At 59.2% G+C, this 18641-nt stretch carries 19 protein-coding genes; 10 read left to right on the top strand and 9 right to left on the bottom strand.

What is annotated here, in order from left to right:
* Positions 1 to 8 precede the first annotated feature (8 nt).
* Positions 9 to 638: a TetR/AcrR family transcriptional regulator gene (locus HT585_RS14175; protein WP_176353547.1), complete on the bottom strand. Its 630-nt coding sequence runs from the start codon at positions 636 to 638 to the stop codon at positions 9 to 11.
* 218 nt (positions 639 to 856) lie between these two features.
* Between HT585_RS14175 and HT585_RS14180 the strand changes: the two genes are divergently transcribed.
* The 4 genes from HT585_RS14180 (at position 857) to msrA (ending at position 2696) form a co-directional block, all read left to right on the top strand.
* Positions 857 to 1393 carry a YkgB family protein gene (locus HT585_RS14180; RefSeq protein ID WP_176353548.1) on the top strand — a complete coding sequence of 179 codons (537 nt, stop codon included), beginning with the start codon at positions 857 to 859 and terminating at the stop codon, positions 1391 to 1393.
* An 83-nt stretch (positions 1394 to 1476) separates the two neighbouring features.
* Positions 1477 to 1632, top strand: a complete 156-nt coding sequence (locus HT585_RS14185) for a DUF1127 domain-containing protein (protein WP_176353549.1) — start codon at positions 1477 to 1479, stop codon at positions 1630 to 1632.
* 113 nt (positions 1633 to 1745) lie between these two features.
* Positions 1746 to 2189: a peptide-methionine (R)-S-oxide reductase MsrB gene (gene msrB, locus HT585_RS14190; RefSeq protein WP_176353550.1), complete on the top strand. Its 444-nt coding sequence runs from the start codon at positions 1746 to 1748 to the stop codon at positions 2187 to 2189.
* Positions 2190 to 2696, top strand: coding sequence for a peptide-methionine (S)-S-oxide reductase MsrA (gene msrA, locus HT585_RS14195; RefSeq protein WP_176353551.1), 507 nt, complete (start codon positions 2190 to 2192; stop codon positions 2694 to 2696). It begins immediately after the preceding gene.
* Positions 2697 to 2790: 94 nt separating this feature from the next.
* Here msrA and HT585_RS14200 read toward each other — a convergent pair whose 3' ends face one another.
* Positions 2791 to 3336: an RrF2 family transcriptional regulator gene (locus tag HT585_RS14200; RefSeq protein WP_176353552.1), complete on the bottom strand. Its 546-nt coding sequence runs from the start codon at positions 3334 to 3336 to the stop codon at positions 2791 to 2793.
* Positions 3337 to 3859: 523 nt separating this feature from the next.
* Here HT585_RS14200 and HT585_RS14205 point away from each other — a divergent pair.
* From HT585_RS14205 to HT585_RS14225, 5 genes are all read left to right on the top strand, one after another.
* Positions 3860 to 4270 (top strand): cupin domain-containing protein, encoded by a 411-nt coding sequence (locus HT585_RS14205; RefSeq protein ID WP_176353553.1) that lies wholly within the window; start codon positions 3860 to 3862, stop codon positions 4268 to 4270.
* Between the two features lie 22 nt (positions 4271 to 4292).
* Positions 4293 to 4748: a carboxymuconolactone decarboxylase family protein gene (locus HT585_RS14210; protein ID WP_176353554.1), complete on the top strand. Its 456-nt coding sequence runs from the start codon at positions 4293 to 4295 to the stop codon at positions 4746 to 4748.
* A gap of 491 nt (positions 4749 to 5239) precedes the next feature.
* A complete protein-coding gene (locus HT585_RS14215; protein ID WP_176353555.1) occupies positions 5240 to 6208 on the top strand; it encodes an EamA/RhaT family transporter in 969 nt (322 codons plus the stop codon).
* Between the two features lie 400 nt (positions 6209 to 6608).
* Positions 6609 to 7832 (top strand): NAD(P)-binding domain-containing protein, encoded by a 1224-nt coding sequence (locus tag HT585_RS14220; RefSeq protein ID WP_176353556.1) that lies wholly within the window; start codon positions 6609 to 6611, stop codon positions 7830 to 7832.
* Positions 7833 to 8285: 453 nt separating this feature from the next.
* Entirely contained in the window at positions 8286 to 9086 is an 801-nt protein-coding gene (locus tag HT585_RS14225) for a L,D-transpeptidase (RefSeq protein ID WP_176353557.1), read from the top strand.
* A 265-nt stretch (positions 9087 to 9351) separates the two neighbouring features.
* Here HT585_RS14225 and HT585_RS14230 read toward each other — a convergent pair whose 3' ends face one another.
* Entirely contained in the window at positions 9352 to 9585 is a 234-nt protein-coding gene (locus HT585_RS14230) for a hypothetical protein (RefSeq protein WP_176354167.1), read from the bottom strand.
* A 425-nt stretch (positions 9586 to 10010) separates the two neighbouring features.
* A complete protein-coding gene (locus HT585_RS14235; RefSeq protein ID WP_176353558.1) occupies positions 10011 to 10922 on the bottom strand; it encodes an HNH endonuclease in 912 nt (303 codons plus the stop codon).
* A gap of 517 nt (positions 10923 to 11439) precedes the next feature.
* Here HT585_RS14235 and rsgA point away from each other — a divergent pair.
* Entirely contained in the window at positions 11440 to 12492 is a 1053-nt protein-coding gene (rsgA, locus tag HT585_RS14240; RefSeq protein ID WP_343214023.1) for a ribosome small subunit-dependent GTPase A, read from the top strand.
* Positions 12493 to 12859: 367 nt separating this feature from the next.
* On the opposite strand, the gene HT585_RS14245 is transcribed toward rsgA, so the two are convergent.
* From HT585_RS14245 to ddpC, 5 genes are all read right to left on the bottom strand, one after another.
* Entirely contained in the window at positions 12860 to 14479 is a 1620-nt protein-coding gene (locus HT585_RS14245; protein ID WP_210270418.1) for an ABC transporter substrate-binding protein, read from the bottom strand.
* Positions 14480 to 14538: 59 nt separating this feature from the next.
* A complete protein-coding gene (locus HT585_RS14250; RefSeq protein ID WP_176353560.1) occupies positions 14539 to 15363 on the bottom strand; it encodes a creatininase family protein in 825 nt (274 codons plus the stop codon).
* Between the two features lie 360 nt (positions 15364 to 15723).
* Positions 15724 to 16716, bottom strand: coding sequence for an ABC transporter ATP-binding protein (locus tag HT585_RS14255; protein WP_246707684.1), 993 nt, complete (start codon positions 16714 to 16716; stop codon positions 15724 to 15726).
* A complete protein-coding gene (locus HT585_RS14260) occupies positions 16713 to 17732 on the bottom strand; it encodes an ABC transporter ATP-binding protein (protein WP_246707685.1) in 1020 nt (339 codons plus the stop codon). The genes HT585_RS14255 and HT585_RS14260 overlap by 4 nt, the downstream gene beginning before the upstream one ends.
* Complete coding sequence (ddpC, locus tag HT585_RS14265) at positions 17732 to 18640, bottom strand: D,D-dipeptide ABC transporter permease (protein ID WP_246707686.1); 909 nt, start codon at positions 18638 to 18640, stop codon at positions 17732 to 17734. The genes HT585_RS14260 and ddpC overlap by 1 nt, the downstream gene beginning before the upstream one ends.
* Between the last annotated feature and the right edge of the window lies 1 nt (position 18641).

Here is an 18641-nt window from a genome sequence, read left to right on the forward strand (position 1 = left end):
CGACCGCTTCAGGTCGCGGAAAGCTGCGCCCGCGGTTCCCGTTCCACATTCCCGACGGACGAATCCGGCGGAGCTCGAAGCTCCTGGGCAAGTAAAGCAACCGCCATACGCTTGCTCTGGCGGACCGGCTCACCGCTACGCGTCATCTGAGCAACCGCTGTCGCCCCCTCGTGCAGCAAGTTGATGGTATCTGCGATGCGTTTTGCCTCGGTGAAACGGGCCGCATGCGCCAGCTCCTCGAAGTAGGCAAGCACCAGACGCTTATGCATCAAGGCCGCCTGAAAAACCGGATCGACGGCTTCCTTATGCTCGCCGGCGGCACTCAAGAAAATGCAACCGCGAAACTGCCTGTCGCGAACCGATCCCTCCAGGAAGTCGAACGTCGCCAGGAGACGTTCGGTCGGATCCTTCGTGCGTTCCTCGACAAACCTGCGCATCTCTATACGGGATTGCTCGTCGCGTGACTGAAGCGCGGCAAGGATGAGATCTTCCTTGGTCTTGAAATGCCGATAGAGCGTCGTCTTGGCAACTCCCGCCTCAGCAATGATCAGATCGATGCCGGTCGCGTGATAGCCATACAGGTTGAACAGCCGCAATGCGGTTTCAAGCAGATGACCCCGAATCTCCGAACGACGCATCTCACCCCCTTAACGAAACAGATTTGTATCAAAATAACAATGAATGACGAGAATGCAAATGGCTCGTACGCTATGCGCATCGCGCAGCGAGAGGAAATGTCGCAACCCGGATTGAAAAACGATACAGATCGGTATATATCAGCAACAAAGATACAGATCGGTATCCTTTAATCCGACACAGGTCGAACCGCTTGGCCGTTGTCACCAAGGAGGAAACAATGACGCATGATCCCACAGACAGCGTATCTGCGGACTCGCGCGCACAGGTTCAGAGTGCCGCTTGTGCATTCGATCTGGTCAGCCATCACGGCCGCATCGGCACCGAAGTCGGCCTCTATGGCTCGCTTGCCGTGATTTACGGCTGGTTCGGCGGGATGAAATTCACGAGCTACGAGGCGGAAGGTCTGGTTGGACTGGTCAGCAACAATCCCTTGCTGAGTTGGACCTACTCGGTCTTCAGCGTAGAAGGTTTTTCGAGCCTTCTCGGCATCCTCGAGTTGAGCATTGCAGCCCTCATCGCGGCACGACTGATAAAGCCGATCTACTCGCTCATCGGCGGTCTGCTTTCGGCCGGTCTGTTCGCCACAACACTCAGCTTCATGGTGACGACCCCCGGCGTATTCGTGCCTGAACTCGGCTTTCCGGCGATCTCGGTCGTTCCTGGGCAGTTCCTGCTCAAGGACATTGGTTTGTTCGCCCTCTCGCTCTGGATTGCGGTCAATTCTCTCGCAGCACTGAGAGCGACCCGAACCTGATCGACGAACGCGGGAGCCGCTTCTGCCGCACTTGCAGAAACACCATCACCGGCTATTCGCCAACTGAACAGAAGGAACCTGCTATGTTTATGAACTACATCGTATCGAAGGTCCGCGCACATCAGCGATATCGCCAGACCGCACTGGAACTTAGTCGATACAGCGATCATCAGCTCGAAGACGTCGGCATTTCCCGGGCTGAGATTGATGCTATCGCCCGGCGGCAGTTTAGCCATTGACGGCCGGAATCAGAGCACGACGCTATCGCTGAAGAGCGATTTCTGCGGCACCGGCGACAAACGGGAGCCGTCGATTGAACGCGCCATCGAGGCGCCCCTATTGGAGACAGGGAATGACATACAGAAAGACAGACGACGCGATCGGAAAACTGACTCCCGAGCAGTTTCGCGTCACACAGCAGAGCGGAACCGAGCGCCCGTTCACCGGCGAGTACAACGACAACAAGCGGCCCGGGATCTACGTCGATGTCGTTTCCGGCGAGCCGTTGTTTGCTTCGGCCGACAAATTCGATTCCGGTTGCGGCTGGCCGAGCTTCACCAAGCCGATCGAGCCTGAAAATGTCGCGGAACTGCGCGACGCCTCCCATGGCATGATCCGCACTGAGGTGCGCTCCACGCATGGTGACAGTCACCTTGGCCACGTGTTTCCCGATGGGCCTCGTGATCGCGGCGGCCTGCGTTACTGCATCAATTCCGCCGCCCTTCGTTTCATTCCCCGCGAGGATATGGAAGCGGAGGGTTACGGCGCGTTCGTAAACCAGGTGGAGGATATCTGAATGACCAAAAAAGCTGTCCTGGCCGGCGGTTGCTTCTGGGGGATGCAGGACCTGATCCGCAAGCTCCCGGGCGTCGTCGATACGCGCGTCGGCTACACAGGTGGCAACGTCCCCAATGCGACCTATCGCAACCACGGCAACCACGCCGAGGGCATCGAGATCGTCTTCGACCCGGAGAAGACCAGTTACCGGCGGCTTCTGGAGTTTTTCTTCCAGATCCACGACCCGACCACGAAGAACCGTCAAGGCAACGACATCGGCATGTCCTATCGTTCGGCGATCTATTACACCGATAACGAACAGAAACGCGTCGCCGAAGATACCATCGCGGATGTCGAAGCCTCGGGCCTGTGGCCAGGAAAGGTCGTGACGGAAGTCGAACCCGTTGGAGAGTTCTGGCAGGCCGAGCCAGAGCACGAGGATTATCTGGAGCGCTATCCCAACGGTTACACCTGCCACTTCCCGCGCCAGAACTGGGTGCTACCGCGTCGGTCAGCGGCCGAGTGATCCGCCGTCACTGCGAAGGTGCTCGAAGCCTTCGGCCTGGCCCGACAGACTGAGCGATTGCAGCCTTGCGGCGCACTGGCACAGCGCAAGGCCTTCACCGCTGCTCTGTCTTTGCTAGATCGCCGCGGCGGCGTCGCTGCGGCGTTCTTGCTGCGAGCCAATCCCTTACTTCACCGGCGTGTTCCTTGGGCGCCTTCGCTGCCGCACGTTCAGAGATGGCAGCCAGCGTGTAGGAAGCCATTACTTCTCGTGCGCGCTTCTCAGCTTCGATCATGACCGCGTGGATGGAACACACGCCGTCCTGTGCCCATGCGGGTGTACGGTCGCCGAAGAGCGCGCACTGTCCACGGATCTCCTTGCATTCGAACAACGCCTTGCGTCCGTCAACGGCCTCGATAACCTTGAGCGCCGTTATCTCGTTTGCCGGGCGTGCAAGCGCAAAGCCGCCGCCAATGCCCTCGCGGGCAACAACGATGCCCGCCTTCTGGAGCTTCGTGAAAAGCTTTGCGACATAATCAGGAGAGATCCGCTGCAGTTCGGCGAGATCGCGTGCGCTTGCCGGCTGGCCGGTCCCCTCCGCCTCAATAAGGTACAGCAGACAGTGAAGGGCGTATTCGACACCTGCGCTGACGTGGGCCATGGAACACCTAAACACCGACAAATTTTGTCGGAGATATCATCGAAGCCCCGATTTTGCAAGCCCTCTGCCGTCCTCCCTCCATTGACAGTGCGTTTTCCAAATTGGCTGGAATCGCCGTTGCCGAATTACTACGACTAACTTAGTCTTAGTTTAGCGGCGACACTGAGATCATCGCGGGTACCGTCTCCGACCCGGAGACAACCATCAAAGCGGCAATCGCCCTGCGGCTGGACCCTGTCCGACCGATGGCAAAGCCTTGTCGGAGGAAAAGAAATGCCTGAACGAATTCTGACCACCATGTGGATCCAACCGTTGAGTGACTATCGCGCAGCAGCTCTCCAGGCGGCGGACGTGCTCCGCATCGGTTTGGTCTGACCGTCAGGCGGGCGCGTTGCCGAAAGGAGCAGCGCCAGCATCTCGGCACCAGGCGCAGCTTTCGGTTTGCCTGGCGACCAATGGCGAACACCCGCCCTGGCAATGGGTGCGGCCTCGCCTTCCAAAACCAAACAAGGAGACTGTCACCATGAGCGCACGAATGATCGCAGGCGCAATTCTTGCAGCCGTAGTATCGGCAATTCCTGCAACCGCACACGACACCGGCGACGTTGTCACGCCCCACTTCGAGCATCAGATCCCCAACATACCGGGCAAGACGCTGACGGCCCTGATCGTCGACTATCCCCCGGGCGGGGCGTCGGTTCCGCACAGCCATGCAAAGTCGTCGTTCATCTTCGCCTATGTTCTCTCCGGAGAGATCAAATCCAAGGTGAACGACGGACCGACGCTGACCTATCGCGCCGGCGAGAGCTGGTACGAGCCGCCTGCGGCCAAGCACCTCATAAGTCGCAATGCGAGCAAGACGACGCCGGCAAGGCTTCTTGCGGTGTTCGTCGCAGACACGAATGAAAAAGCACTCACCACCCCGATCAAGTAGGCCCGAATTGAGGAGCAGAAGAATGAGCAAGCGTCTCGACTACAACCAGATCGCACCGGCAGGAGTCAAAGCCCTTGGTGGTGTCTATGGATACATCCAGCAGAGCGGTCTTCGCGCTAGTCTTGTGGAACTGGTCTATCTTCGGATCTCGCAAATCAACAATTGCGCCTACTGTCTCGACATGCACACACGCGAGCTTCTCAAGAAGGGCCAGCCGGTCGAAAAGATCGTGTTGGTGCAAGCGTGGCGCGAAGCAGGCAATCTTTTTGACCCGCGTGAGCGGGCAGCTCTTGCCTGGGCCGAAACAGTCACACGCGTCGCCGAGACGGGTGTCCCGGACGAAGCCTATGAGGTTGCACGCACGGAGTTCAACGAACGCGAGATTACCGACCTCACGATCGCGATCAGCCTCATGAATGCTTACAACAGGATGGCGATCAGCTTTCGAAACACACCTCAGGCAGCGGTTGAGATTTGACTTTCCAAGCCCTGCAGGCGCTCGATCCTCGCAAGCCTGCAGGGCTTGCCGGCGCGACGAATTCGCTAGTGCAGCGATTTCAACCCGTTCTGATCTCCGAGACCATAGACGCCGCAACAGAAGCACGTCAACAGCGGACCGCGCGGCGGTACCCATAACCAGATATGCCTGATTATGCCGTCAAACGGTTGAGTGTTCGCCAAGCGATGGCAATTCTCGCAAGAGCGTTACAGTTCTAAGCTGAACTGCATAGCCTCTACCGAGAGGGAGGTGCACAAAACTGTCGCGGCAATGGAGAAAGGACCACCCCGTGAGTATCGGTCGAGCACCGCCTTCATAACAACAGCCGTCTCGAGGGACCGAGCAGACATGCTGCGCGCCTGCGGCGCGGGGAACGACTGTGTCATCCCGATAACTGCCACCCCTCCATGCTTTGCCCGCCAAGGACATCGGCTAAGGCCCTCTGATTTTCAGGTTAGGTAGATCACACCATGGACAAACAATTCACCGTCGGCGTATTTGCAGCCCTCTTCGCAGCCTTTGGCTTTTCGCTCAACTTCATCGTTCCCTTCATTATCGGTGACTACACCACATTCGATTTCGCCCTTGTCCGCCATGTCGTCGCGGCATTGGTTGGCGCTATGGTTCTGGTGTCGAAGAAGGACATTTTGCGCCACCTCACGCTCCGAAACTGGCTTGCAACGGCAGGATTGGCCTTCATCGGTTATGTCGGCTACTTTCTGACGGTGACCGGAGCAGCCATTTTCAGTGGGCCGGTCGTCGCACCTGCCTTTCTCGGCCTCGTGCCAATCGTCCTGGCAATCGTTGGCAATCGGCGTGAGGGATCACTTTCCTGGCACCTCCTGATTTTACCGCTCGGGCTGGTCTTGGTTGGCCTCCTCCTGGTGAACGGCCCCGCCTTCACGACCGAAAGCTTGCGATCGGACCGGTCGGTCTGGATCGGCATTATGCTGGCTCTCGCAGCCGTTGCGCTCTGGGTCTGGTTTGCCATCGCCAATCAGGCAGCGCTGGCCGTCCGACCTGATATGCCGCTCGGCATTTGGTCTGCGCTCATACTGGTGGCCGGCGGCATCCAGATGCTCGTCTTGTTTCCGATCGGCGCTGTGTTTGGGCTTTTCCAGCTTCCGACACTCGGCTTCGGGTGGAGCTCCGCAAGCTCCCTCTATCTTTGGGGATCATCCCTTTCGCTAATTGCGACGGTCGCCGGGGCGTGGGCATGGAATGTCGCGTCCCGACGTTTGCCTGTCGCGTTGGCGGCGCAACTAATCGTCTCGGAGACGGCCTTCGGCGTCATCGGTGGGCTTGTCGTTCACGCGCGCTGGCCCACGGAAATTGAAACCGCCGGCGTTGGTGTTCTTGTCGTTGGCGTCGTTCTAGCTATCCGCATCTTCCATCGCGAGCAAGGACACCCCAGACAGGCTCTGCCCCAGGCATGCTGAATTTCGGCAGACGTTGGCCGAACGGAGGTCGCTTATGGCAAATGTCAGGTGAAGCTCGCGCCTTGAACGGTATCGAACCGCGTCGACTTGCTGTTGAAAGGACGCGAACCCACGGCAACCAAAGAAGTGGCTCGCGGTCGATGTTACTCGTCGCCGAACTCGAAAAGCCATATCTGGTCGCCTTGCAGAATGCGAATCGGACCCGCTGTCACCACGTAAGCCGCGATGTAGGGTGCGATACTGCTCCCAATGCTCGCAAATCTACAAAGCTAGCGCTGCACTCGACCCATTGCGGACCGTCCTTTTCTAAAGGTGCGCGAAAAATCGGCGCCAGGACAAGCCGGATGGAACCTGCGACTTCAACATGATAGCTTATAATCTCTCTAGGTGAGAGCTAGCCATGGCGGAAATCGTCGAAACGGTGATCGTGGGCGGCGGGCAAGCGGGCCTTGCGCTTAGCTTCCACTTGAAAAGGCTCGGTCGAGAGCATCTTATTTTTGAACGTGCGCGGATTGCCGAGCGATGGCGTAGCGAGCGCTGGGATTCTTTGATGTTCCAGTTTCCCAACTGGTCCATCAAGCTTCCGGGCTTCCCTTATCCAGCCGCTGATCCTGACGGCTTTTCATCGAAAGATGATGTGGTCAGATTCATTGACGACTATGCTGACGAAATTGAAGCGCCGGTTCGGCAGGGCATTGAAGTCCGGACCATCCAGCAGGAAGAAACCTCGGAGCGCTTCCTCGTCGCGAGTGACGATGGCGTGGTGCAAGCCGTAAACGTTGTGCTGGCCATCGGCCCATATCACGCTCCGGTCATTCCAAGTGTCGGCCAGTTCATCCCGCACATGGTTACTCAGGTTCATTCCCGGGACTACAAATCCATGAAGCAATTGCCTCCGGGTGCTGTGTTGGTTGTGGGATGTGGGGCGTCCGGTCTGCAGATCGCCGAGGAATTGAATGCCAACGGACGTCGGACATACCTTTCCGTGGGTCGCCATCAAAGAACTCCGAGGCGGTTTGGCGGGCGTGACGTCTATTGGTGGCTGGACGTACTGGGTATCCTTCGTCAACCGGCCGGAGAAACTCGCAACGGGCGCTTCAGCCCTCATGTCACGGGTGTCGGAGGCGGTCATGACATCCATCTGCGGAAAATTGCAGCCGACGGAGTGGTTGCGGTCGGAAAACTGCGGGGCGTTCTCGATACCAAACTGTTCTTCGCTCCGGACCTGCAAAGCAATCTCGATTTGGCCGAGGCGTGCTACAGCAAACTCACAAGCATGATGCGGGACTATGCTCACACAAATGGCTTGAACATGCCCGCGGAAGATCCAGCCGAAGAGACGCTTTCCTCCACGTCCGAATTGATCAAACCCATTGGGGAACTGGATATGGTAAGCGCTGGCATCACGTCCATCATCTGGTGCACTGGCTTTCGATATGACTTCGGAATAGTAAAGCCGAAAGTCCTCGATGAACTTGGGAGACCGGTCCAAACGCGAGGGGTGACCCGCTGTGCTGGGTTCTATTTCCTTGGTCTCCGTGACATGCACACCATGAGGTCCTCGCACCTTTCTGGCGTCGGAGATGATGCCGCTCACATCGCGGAACATATTGCGAAACGGTAAATCATCTCGCCTGCACCGCTTCAGCGAAGTACCGACCTATGGGAAGGCCCCAATCCACCCGCTGCAGTCCTTCAGTTTGACCCGACTTTGGGCGACTTCGGAACAAATCGCCAAATCGTTGTACCTCGCCGAACGGATTCGAACCGTAGAGATTACGAAAATGCGGCGTGGGTGGACCTAATCGTCTGAAGCTCGACGGGCAGTATCTCGACGCTTGGCAAAATCCGAAAAAGGGATCTTATCGGCAGTCACATCCTAGGCTACGGATGCAGAGCCTACTCTGATCAAGGCTCCCTACGGCCAACATCATCACCATCGGTGTACGAGCGGCATGTCGAACTCACCGATAGGTGGGCACGGGCGGTAAAGGTTTCACGCCTTCTTAACCATGAATGATGAAAATGCGGCTCATCCGGTGGGCATGATGCCGACTGTTCGTTGGGGTAAGAATGTATGCGTAAGCCGCAAGACCAGACACTTTCCTCCGACCCCATGCGGGAATCCGGCTCCGTCGTCTCTCGTCGCTCCGTGCTTTCGGGTCTCGGTATCATGACCCTCCTAGGCGCATCCGGCTGCTCGCAGACACTCGAGTTCCCGTCGTTGGGAACAATCGAGCCGTCCGGCGGTATGTCGCCTGGGGGCGTTGACCACATGCCGACCGGGTCCATCCGGCCGATCCCACCGATCAGCGTCGACAGCAACATCACCGACAATAGTTCGATGTATGCCTCGCTGATCGACAATGGCTTCGTGATCCCGGCAGTCCCCTTCCAGAAGGTAAAGCCCGAATTCCGTCGTCAGATCGTTATCGACCCGACCGGCGAGGCGCCGGGCACAATCGTGGTGCGGCTCAACGAGCGGCATCTCTATTGGGTACAGGAAGGCGGCGAGGCGGTCCGTTACGGCGTCGGCATCGGCAAGGCCGGCTTCGAATGGACCGGCCGCGCGCAAATCCAGTACACCAAGGAATGGCCGACCTGGACGCCACCCAAAGAGATGATCGCGCGCAAGCCGGAGCTGGTCAAATGGACGGGCGGCCAGCCGGGTGGCCTCGACAACCCGCTCGGCGCCCGCGCACACTATATCTTCAAGGACGGCAACGACACCGGCTATCGCGTGCACGGCTCACCCGAGTGGTGGACCATCGGCACGCAAGCATCGTCGGGTTGCGTACGCATGATCAACCAGGACGTCATCGACCTCTACAACCGGGTCAAAGCATCGCCAAACAAAGTCCCGATCGTAGTGGCGTAGTCGGCGCTTCGCGATCCCGCCACTCTTCTGCTTGCTGATCGCCGACGACGAGGTTTTCGGAACCTCGCCCCTCACTTACCCGCCCTAAGCAGCGAGCGCGCAATTTCGATGGCGATTCTCCAATCCCCGAATGACGTCGTTGGTCGAGCCACCCCGGAAGGGAGGCTACACTTCAATTCACGCCCGAGGTCAAAACTTGGGTGAAGGCATGTGGGGATAATCCGGCCGTCCTAATGCTGCCTGTCTGGCGACAGTGGGCGCTTCATCAAGCCGAGAACTTCACCGTCACGCCGCGCTGGCGAAAGTAGGCCTGCATAAGCTTCCTGCCAGAGCGATTGTTCTGCACGAGCTTGACAGGGTCGAACACGGCCTCTTTCAATCCCGTCCGTACCAACGCGGCCTTGAGGGCCGCGATATGGACATCGATGTCGGCATTGTCCGCTTGCAGCGATTCATAAATGCGGTTTGTTGCATCTTCTACGCTCGGCTCACTCACGATCATTCTCCATTTTGGCTGGCGCTTACCACATTTTCTTGCCCGATCCTATTGTCGTGAAAAATGCTCACGTCAATGGGAGGCAAATAGGTTGGAACCTTCCGCATTCGGAGAAATGTGGAGCTGGAGGAAAACCAGCGCGCGCCCTTTGCGATCGAGACGCCACGATCGCTTCACACGGTTTGCGGTCGTTGGCGCTGTCCCGCGTGGCGCCCGGGACAGAAGGACCCCAAGGGCAATCCGATGCGCTCAACAGTGCTAAAGGCACCACGGCCTTCGCCTTGCCGTGGACGCTCAACGCCCCCAACTTGGCCTGGCGTGGTCGTCCGCCAACCTGAGCGACGGCAATTTTACGCTCGGATTTGGCGACTAATCATCTGGAACGGCTTCAAACATCTTGCGAGGCGTACCGTGCTCTGCGCCATCTTTTATTGCTTGAAACAGTTCTCTCGATGCCAGCGCAGGAAATGCGGATGCGGCCGCTCGAACGTCCGCGTTGGCACGATCGCACGACCAGACCTGTTGATGAGCCCTTGAATGCTGTCTCGATCGTTAGCATGCCTCGAAACCAGGATGTCAAGATCATCGGAAAGGCTGATTAAGCCACGGTCGAACATCCAATGTGCGGTACCTGACAGCGCGATCCCATTGGTCAGGATATCGGGTCCATTTTCTCCGACGGGCCGTATGTGCGCCGCATCTACTTCGGCGCGTCCCCCACCGTTGATGAGCTTCAAGCCTGTGATCGCACAGCGTTTGTCGTAAGCCTGAACGACGAGACGGCGAAACAACCGATCACGCACAATTCGTGACGAGAGCTGTGTGACGCGATCACGCTCCTGCTCGAACAGGAACGGCGCCTGTGCGCCTTCGCCCAATCCCTCAACCGAGAACCTGGAGTCCAATTCTCCGGTCCGAGGCAATTCTGGTTCTTGCTCATTGAGGCCAATGCCGACGATGCGATTGAAGTCCGCGCTCGAAACAGGCCTTACCGCAGACTGCGCCCTGCCCGATATCCGGCCCACGTCATTCAGAACGCCGCGCTCAACCACCCCCTCGGCTCCACTGAACGGAACCGGATTGATGAAGTCGAGATAGCTACCGGGTTTTATGAGCGCGAGATACATGCCCGCCGCCTTTGGGTCCGGGATGACTTCGGCCACCTGGGCAACAGCAAAGTAACCGCGTGTCGCAGCAACCTTGCGCGGCTCGTAGTAGATGATCCAATCGCCGAGACAGGCCCGCACCCGTCCAAGATATTGGCTTGGAAACTGGTACTGTTCCGCTGGGCTGTCGTCGTAGATCGAATCTGAGCGATGAATGAAAACCCCGAATCCCATTGCTTGTGCTTAGCACAGCCCAAGCGTTAGCTGATGCAATTTCACACGGAACGCCGGGTAAGATTTCGAGTTCGTTTTTCACTTGGCCGTAGCTGACAACGCTACGGCACTCGAACCGATCGGCGAAAAAGAATTCTGGATCCTATGAAAACCCAATCTGCTTCATCACTCCATTTTCGGTGCAAGATCATCGGGGGCTCTTGAGAGGATACGAACCGACGTTGGCCAGTTCGTCTTTTGTGCACGCACGTGATACTGCGATAGACCACGAAGTATGAGAGCCGGACATCATCTTCAGAGTTTGGAAACACTGGACCGAGACTGGAGCGCATTTATGGGTTGGAAAACGCCAAAGTTTGAATACGTGAATGGGTATAAGATCGTCGAAGTCGATGGACCAACTTTCAAAGTATATGATGGTGACCATCACTTAGGGGACGATTTCCCCTACTCCGGCGAGGCTGCTGCTTACGCAAAGTCTTTGCCAAAGCGAGATCATAAGCGCGGCTAGGCAACAATCCCGCATAAATTAAAGGCGAAGCTAAATTTGACGAACTCGTGTCTCCACTCAGCGTTGGAATTGCTTGGTTGGTCTGACTTTTTTGCGGATCAGGTAAAGCCGACCGAAGCAGACCTCGTGCCCAAGCGCGTCGCGTCGGTTCACCGGGCACGCGTCGAGGCAATCGGCGCCACGGGGTCAGTCAGGCTAGAGCTACCTGCCAATGCCAATACGGCTGACTTCGCGGTGGGCGATTGGGTGCTTGCCGATCCTCGGTCCGACATGCTTGTCCGCCGGCTTGACCGGAAAACCGTGTTTAGGCGTCGCCCGGAGGTCGGTCGTGTCCAACAACTTGTTGCTGCCAACATCGACACATTGTTGATCGTGACGTCGTGCAACGCCGATTTCAATGTTGATCGGCTTGAACGTTACCTCATCATGGCAAACGAGGCGGGCAGCAAACCGGTCATCGTGTTGACCAAGGCTGACACCGCGGACGACGTTGGCCTGTTTCAGGCCAAAGCCGAGGCTTTGCAGCATGATCTAGCTGTCGTCGCCCTGAACGGGCGCTCTGCCGATGCAAGCTCCCTTTTGAGTTCCTGGTGCGGCGTTGGCCAAACGATCGCCCTGGTGGGATCGTCCGGAGTTGGAAAGTCGACGTTGGTGAACACGCTGACCGGACCTGCGTCTGACTCAAAGCAGAAAACCGGGACTATTCGCGAACATGACGCGCAAGGCCGCCATACCACGACAGCGCGCTCGCTGCATGCCATCCCCGGCGGTGGCTGGGTCATCGATACGCCTGGGATCAGAACACTTTACGTCAGCGATATCACCGATGGGATCGACACGCTTTTTTCAGACATAAAGGAACTGGCACCGCTTTGCCGATTTCGCGATTGTACCCATGCGCATGAACCAGGCTGCGCGGTCCAGGCAGCTGTCAAAAGCGGCACGTTGGCCGCCGACCGCGTTGAACGTTGGCGAAGTCTTGTTTCTGAAAACCGTGACAGAACACCTGTCATCAGTGGACCACGCGGCAACAAGATCGTCCGCAAGAAGAAATATTGAAGATCTGCCCCTTTGAACTGTACCGAACTGCGAACCTCTTCATCAGGCCAATGTTCGATCCGTGCCTAATGCCGATGCCCTTCGGCGTGAATTCCCGGGCAAGGGCTTTGGAAAGCAGCGTGATCGCCGCCTTGGAGGTGCTGTAGTCCGGAAGCCGTGGATGGGACAGTTGGGGGCGCAGACAGTGATCTCCTTCGTGCCGACCGCCAGCATTCGTGCGCAACATTTACCGGCCTCGCCTCGGCCTTTGATAGTTTCGATCCCGACCATCGTCTCGATCGCCGCAGTCGCCATGAATGCGATTTGGGTGGAGGACCTGTTCGAGGTTCGGCCCGCAGCCGGGGCTGCGGGCCGTTTTTGCGGGGATTCATTCCTCGATGTCGACCTTTTCGAAGCGGTGCGAGCCCAAGGGCTCCATCACATAGTTCTTCACCTTTTTCGACATCGGCAGCACTACCGTGGAGTGGGCGATGGGCACCCAGGGCGCCTGATCGCTGATGATGGCCTGTGCCTCTTCGTAGAGTTTCGTGCGCTCGCCTTGATCCGCGCTGGTGCGCGCCTTCTGCAAGATCTCGTCGAGCGGCTTGGAGCACCAGTTGGCATTGTTGCTGCCGCCGACGCCGGAGCAGCTGAAGAAGTAGCTGAGCAGATTGTCAGGATCGCCGTTGTCGCTCGTGCCGCCCAGGATGATGGCGCCATCGCGCGCCTTGTCCCGCGACTTCTTGAGGTATTCGCCCCATTCGTAGGAAACGATCTCGACGCCGATGCCCACCTTGGCAAGGTCCGCCTGCATCAGTTCTGCCGCGCGGCGCGCGTTCGGCATATAAGGACGGCTGACGGGCATGGCCCAGATCTTCATCTTCAGATCCTTGACGCCGGCGTCGTCCAGTAGCTTCTTTGCCGCCTCCGGATCGTAGCTGTAGCCCTCGATGGTGCCGTTATAGCCCCACATCGTCGGCGGCAGGACGCTCTTGGCGATCTGTCCCATGCCCTGATAGACGGAATCGACGATCGCCGTGCGATCGATCGCCATGTTGATGGCGCGGCGCACCTCCAGCTTGTCGAACGGTGCGACCAGGGTGTTCATGGCGAGATAGGAGACGTTGAGACCCGGCTGTTCCAACACGGTCAGGTCCGCATTTGCCTTCAGTCCAGCGATGTCGGCCGGTGCCGGGTACGGCGCGACATGGCATTCGCCGGCCTGGAGCTTCTGCATGCGCGTCGTCGGATCGGTGGTGATCGCGAAGATCAGGTTGTCGATCTTCGGCGCGCCGTCCCAATAATCCGCATTGGCCGCAAAGCGAATTGCCGCGTCCTGCTGGTAGTCGACAAAGCGGAACGGTCCGGTTCCGACCGGCTTGCGGTCGAGGTCCTCACGTCGTCCCTCGGTCGCCAGTTTGTCGGCATATTCCTTCGACATGATCGAGCCGAAGTTCAGGGCAAGCTTTGCGGGAAGCGACGCGTCCGGCTGCTTCAGCACGAACTTGACGGTCTTTTCGTCGACCTTGACGATGTCCTTGATCACCGACGGCATGTCCATCGCGTTGAACATTTCCCAGTTCGCACCGGGGAAATAGCTGTTCCAGGGATCGTCCTTGTCCAGCTGGCGATGATACGTGAAGAGCACATCGTCTGCGTTGAAATCACGCGTCGGTGTGAAGTTGTCCGTCGACTGGAACTTCACGCCCTCGCGCAGTTTCAGCGTATATTCGAGATTGTCGTCGGAAATCGTCCAGCTTTCGGCGAGGCCCGGAATAACATTGGTCGTGCCGCTTTCGAATTCGGTCAGGCGGTCATAGATCGTTTCGGCCGAAGCGTCCCAGGTGCTGTTGGCCGAGTAGAGCGCGGCATCGAAGCCCTCGGGCGCCCCTTCCGAGCAGTAAACGAGCGTCTTGGCCATGGCCGGTGTCAGGGCGAGGCCCGAAAGCATCGTTGCAGCAAACAGGGAAACAACAGTCCTGCGCGTCCGCGCGAATTTCAGTGTCATTGGCGTATTCTCCCTCAGAAATGGAATGCGAAATGTCCGGAAAATGTCTCGCCGGCTGCTCAATCGGCCTTGCCGGCGGTTGTTCCGAGGCCGCGACCGGGTGCCCAGACCGGGTCTGGCGCGGTCCAGAGCACGTCATTGCGGATCAGATTGACCAGTTCACCCGCCTGCAGGTCGAGGAAGCGCTCGCCCTTTTCGGCCGTTGCACTGCGCGGATCGCCCCAGGTGCCAGTCACCGGCGCACGCTCGGAGAATGAATAGAACCGCGACACGTCCGCCGGCACATCGACGGGATGCTGCTGGTTGCCGTAGGCTTGGCCGAACATCTCGGTCTTCACCGCGTCGGCAGCGATCGCCAGCATGACCGACGCCTCACCTTCGCAGGCATGATGCGCACCGGTATCGACCTCGAAGATCTTCCCCGTCTCCTCCGGCGCCAGCATCCAAGGCGTCGTGGCGACGATCGGCATGGCGAACTCGACCGCCAGCTCCCGCACGGCAACCGCGAGCGGGTCCATGTTGCCGCCATGGCCGTTGACGATGAACAGCCGCGAAAAACCTGATGTCTTCAGCGAGCGGACGATACAGCGGATGACGCGGCTGAGCGTATCGTAGTCGAGCGTGATGGTTCCGCCGAAGGGCAAATGGTGTTCGCTCATGCCGAGCCAGAGGCCAGGCAGAACGGCGACCGGGATATCATCTGCGACGAGACGGGCGGCACGAACTGCCGCTGCCGATGCGCTGGCAGTGTCGGTAATGACCGGCAGGTGCGGCCCGTGCTGCTCCAGCGAGCCAATCGGCAGGATGGCGAGCGCCCCCGGCTTACCGGCGATTTCGCGCAGGCTGGGTGCGGTCATGCGCGCCCATTCAACTTCCTTCGTCATGTCAGGCCTCTTTCATCAGATCACATTAATGCCCGGGTCGCACGCGCCCGGACCGCCACACGCGCGACTGCGTCTGGCAAACATTGCGAAACATGCGGAAACGGCAGCCGACACAGGGCGCCGATTTGCGCTGGTTCAGGTCACTGTTTTCTCCGGCAAGCGGTGGGGCGGATTTCGACTGAGCGCCGCGGAGCGAACGGCGCCAAGTTTGCACAGTCGGAAATATCAATCAAATTATTTTTCGTATAAGAAAATTAAATTTCTTAAAATGTCCACTTGGCGCAGCAAACGACATCGCGCCGCTCAGCTGCCGCCTATGCGGACGGGCAGTGGAGCGCAGCTGTTGCGCTCTTCCGCGCCTCACCCCTGGGCCAAATGACACCTCGCTTGGCGCGCGCCGTCATCAAGGCGCCGAAGACCCTGCGGCGCCTCGCATCCGCCAGCAGCCTTGCTGCACCGTTCCCTGTAAAAGCAGCCCGTCGGCAGTTTGCGGTTGTTGGGAAGCTCCCCGATCCGAACCTCGGCCAGGGTCGGCAAGGGCGTTTCGAAGCTCGGCGCCGAGGCAAGAAGCGTTTGGGTGTAGGGGTGCCGAGGATTGCCGAGAACCGCGTCGGCCGGCCCGGATTCCACGATCTGGCCGAGATACATCACGGCGACGTCATCGCAGAAATGGCGCACCAGCGCGACATCGTGGGAGATCAACAGGTATGTCAGCCCCCGCTCCCGCTGCAACTTCAAGAGCAGGTTGACGATCTGCGCCTGCACCGACACATCGAGCGCCGATGTCGGCTCGTCCAACACCATGAGATCGGGATCCGTGCTCATGGCGCGGGCGATCGCGATGCGTTGGCGCTGGCCGCCGGAAAATTCATGCGGCAGACGATCCAGATGTTCCGGCCTCAAGCCGACCGCAGCGGCCAGCTGTTCCGCCTTCGCATGCAGTTCGGCACTGCTGTGCCCGCCGCGAATATGCAGCGGTTCGCTGATCAGTCGCCAGACCGGCAGCCGCCGATCGAGCGAGGATTGCGGATCCTGGAAAACGATCTGCATCTTCTGCCGCAGTTCGCGCTTCTGTTTTCCCTGGGCTGCCTGCAGATCCTGGCCAGCGATCGCCACCCTGCCCTTTTCGTAGGGCGCAAGCCCGATGATCGCCTGAGCAAGCGTGCTCTTGCCGCAACCGGACTCACCGACAATGCCGAGGCTTCCACCACGGCGAACCTGAAGGCTGACACCATTGACGGCGTGCACATGCGAGTTGGGGCGGCCGAGCCAGTCGCGGGACGCCGGGAAACGGACGTTGAGATCGGAAACCTCCAGGACCGGACGGGCTATCATGTCAACGCCTTCGGTCATGGCCGGCTCCCCTGCTCTGCTATTTCCAGTCCAACACCACGCCGCCAGCACGCCACCTCACGGCCCTCGGCCCCCGCCAGCTGCGGCGATCGGGATCGACAGAGATCGATCGCTTCCTTGCATCGCGGCTGGAAATAGCAGCCGGCAGGCGGTTGCATGAGGTTCGGGACTGCGCCGGTGATCGCTTCGAGCTCCTGCTTCGGCGCCACCCGTTCCGGCAAGCAGCGCAGCAGTGCCTGGGTATAGGGATGCTGCGGCGCGTCGAGAACGGTTCGGGTCGCGCCATGCTCGACGATCCTTCCGGCATACATCACGTAAAGTCGATCGCAGAGCTGCGACACGACGGCAACGTTATGCGAGATGAAGATCACCGACGTTCCGGTCCGGCGCGCACGGTTCTGGATAAGCCGCAGGATCACGGCCTGGACGGTGACATCGAGCGCAGTCGTCGGCTCGTCGGCGATGATGAGCCCGGGATTGCACGAGAATGCCATCGCGATCAGAACCCGTTGGCGCATGCCGCCGGAGAGTTCGAATGGGTATTGCTTCATGACCCGCTCGGGCTCGCCGATCAGCATGTCGGCAAGAATATCCCGGGCAATGCGCCTGGCATCCGACAGGCTTGCCTCCTCGTGACGCATGATGACGTCGGTCAGTTGCTTGCCGATGCGGATCGTCGGGTTGAGCGCGTTCATCGGTTCCTGGAAGATGGTCGAGACCATCTTGCCGCGCACGTCCTGCAACTGGCTCTCGTCCATGGTCAGGGTGCTATGGCCAAAGAGCCGGACCGAGCCGCCGGTGATCCTGTAGCGCCCCTTCGGCAGCAGCCCGGTTGCAGCCATGGTCGTCACCGATTTGCCGCAGCCGGACTCGCCGACAATCCCGACGATCTCTGCCTTTGCGACATTGATCGAGACATTGTCGAGCGCTTTGATCGCGCCGCTGAAGGTTGGAAACTCCAGCGATAGATTCTGAATGGCCAGCGCCTGGCCGCGAGATTGGACGGTAGCGGTCATCATCTGCCCCTCAGGCGCGGGTCGAGCATATCGCGGATGCCGTCGCCAACGAGATTGCATCCCATGGCCGTGATCAGAATGGCGAGACCCGGGAAGGTCGCGTACCACCACTGATCGAGCATGTAGCTGCGGCCGCTGCTGACGAGCGCGCCCCACTCGGCAGTGGGCGGCTGGGCGCCGAGGCCGATGAAGCTCAGGGCGGCCGCGATCAAAACGACGCCGCCAAGATCGAGTGTCGCCTGCACGATAATCGGCGACATGGCGTTTGGCAGGATATGCCAGCGCAGGATGTAGAACGGCGAGGCGCCGAAAGTGCGCGACGCCTTGACGAAGACCTGCTCGCGCAGGGAAAGCGTCTGGCCTCGGGCCAGGCGCACATAGGCGGGAATACGCACGATCGCCACGGCCAGCATGGAGTTGAACAGGCTCGGACCAAGTGCGGCCGCCAACGCCATGGCCAACACGAGTGCGGGCAAAGCAAGGACGACGTCCATCAGCCGCATGATGGCGGTGTCGACCCGTCCGCCGACCACACCGGAAAAACAGCCGATCAGCACCCCGACCAACATCGAAATCAGGACGATCATGAAGGCAGCGCCACAGGATGCTCTTGCCCCGTAGATCACGCGCGAAAACAGGTCGCGGCCGACCTCGTCGGTGCCGAACCAATGGACAGCACTTGGTGGCAGCAGGCGCGCCGTCAGCGAGACCTTGTCCGGGTTGTAGGGCGCGATCATCGGCGCGGCGATAATCATGAAAAGCACGAGCAGGATGATGGCAGCGCCGACCAGCGTCAGCGGGCTCCGGCGGCTGAGGTACCAAAGATACAGCAGGCGCTCGGAGATGGACTTGGCTCTGCGCATCGCAGGGCTCGCCGTGGCGGGTTCAGTCGGCATGACGGCGGACATG

Source organism: Ensifer oleiphilus (assembly GCF_013371465.1).
GTDB lineage: Bacteria > Pseudomonadota > Alphaproteobacteria > Rhizobiales > Rhizobiaceae > Ensifer > Ensifer oleiphilus.

Bases quoted from the DNA above. Each gene is read 5' to 3' on its own strand.
- HT585_RS14210 (WP_176353554.1), top strand. From the start codon at position 4,293: ATGAGCAAGCGTCTCGACTACAACCAGATCGCACCGGCAGGAGTCAAA.
- msrB (WP_176353550.1), top strand. From the start codon at position 1,746: ATGACATACAGAAAGACAGACGACGCGATCGGAAAACTGACTCCCGAG.
- HT585_RS14235 (WP_176353558.1), bottom strand. From the start codon at position 10,922: ATGGGATTCGGGGTTTTCATTCATCGCTCAGATTCGATCTACGACGAC.
- HT585_RS14185 (WP_176353549.1), top strand. From the start codon at position 1,477: ATGTTTATGAACTACATCGTATCGAAGGTCCGCGCACATCAGCGATAT.
- HT585_RS14175 (WP_176353547.1), bottom strand. From the start codon at position 638: ATGCGTCGTTCGGAGATTCGGGGTCATCTGCTTGAAACCGCATTGCGG.
- HT585_RS14225 (WP_176353557.1), top strand. From the start codon at position 8,286: ATGCGTAAGCCGCAAGACCAGACACTTTCCTCCGACCCCATGCGGGAA.
- HT585_RS14200 (WP_176353552.1), bottom strand. From the start codon at position 3,336: ATGGCCCACGTCAGCGCAGGTGTCGAATACGCCCTTCACTGTCTGCTG.
- HT585_RS14205 (WP_176353553.1), top strand. From the start codon at position 3,860: ATGAGCGCACGAATGATCGCAGGCGCAATTCTTGCAGCCGTAGTATCG.
- HT585_RS14245 (WP_210270418.1), bottom strand. From the start codon at position 14,479: ATGACACTGAAATTCGCGCGGACGCGCAGGACTGTTGTTTCCCTGTTT.
- HT585_RS14215 (WP_176353555.1), top strand. From the start codon at position 5,240: ATGGACAAACAATTCACCGTCGGCGTATTTGCAGCCCTCTTCGCAGCC.
- HT585_RS14260 (WP_246707685.1), bottom strand. From the start codon at position 17,732: ATGACCGCTACCGTCCAATCTCGCGGCCAGGCGCTGGCCATTCAGAAT.
- HT585_RS14255 (WP_246707684.1), bottom strand. From the start codon at position 16,716: ATGACCGAAGGCGTTGACATGATAGCCCGTCCGGTCCTGGAGGTTTCC.
- msrA (WP_176353551.1), top strand. From the start codon at position 2,190: ATGACCAAAAAAGCTGTCCTGGCCGGCGGTTGCTTCTGGGGGATGCAG.
- HT585_RS14220 (WP_176353556.1), top strand. From the start codon at position 6,609: ATGGCGGAAATCGTCGAAACGGTGATCGTGGGCGGCGGGCAAGCGGGC.
- ddpC (WP_246707686.1), bottom strand. From the start codon at position 18,640: ATGTCCGCCGTCATGCCGACTGAACCCGCCACGGCGAGCCCTGCGATG.
- HT585_RS14250 (WP_176353560.1), bottom strand. From the start codon at position 15,363: ATGACGAAGGAAGTTGAATGGGCGCGCATGACCGCACCCAGCCTGCGC.
- HT585_RS14180 (WP_176353548.1), top strand. From the start codon at position 857: ATGACGCATGATCCCACAGACAGCGTATCTGCGGACTCGCGCGCACAG.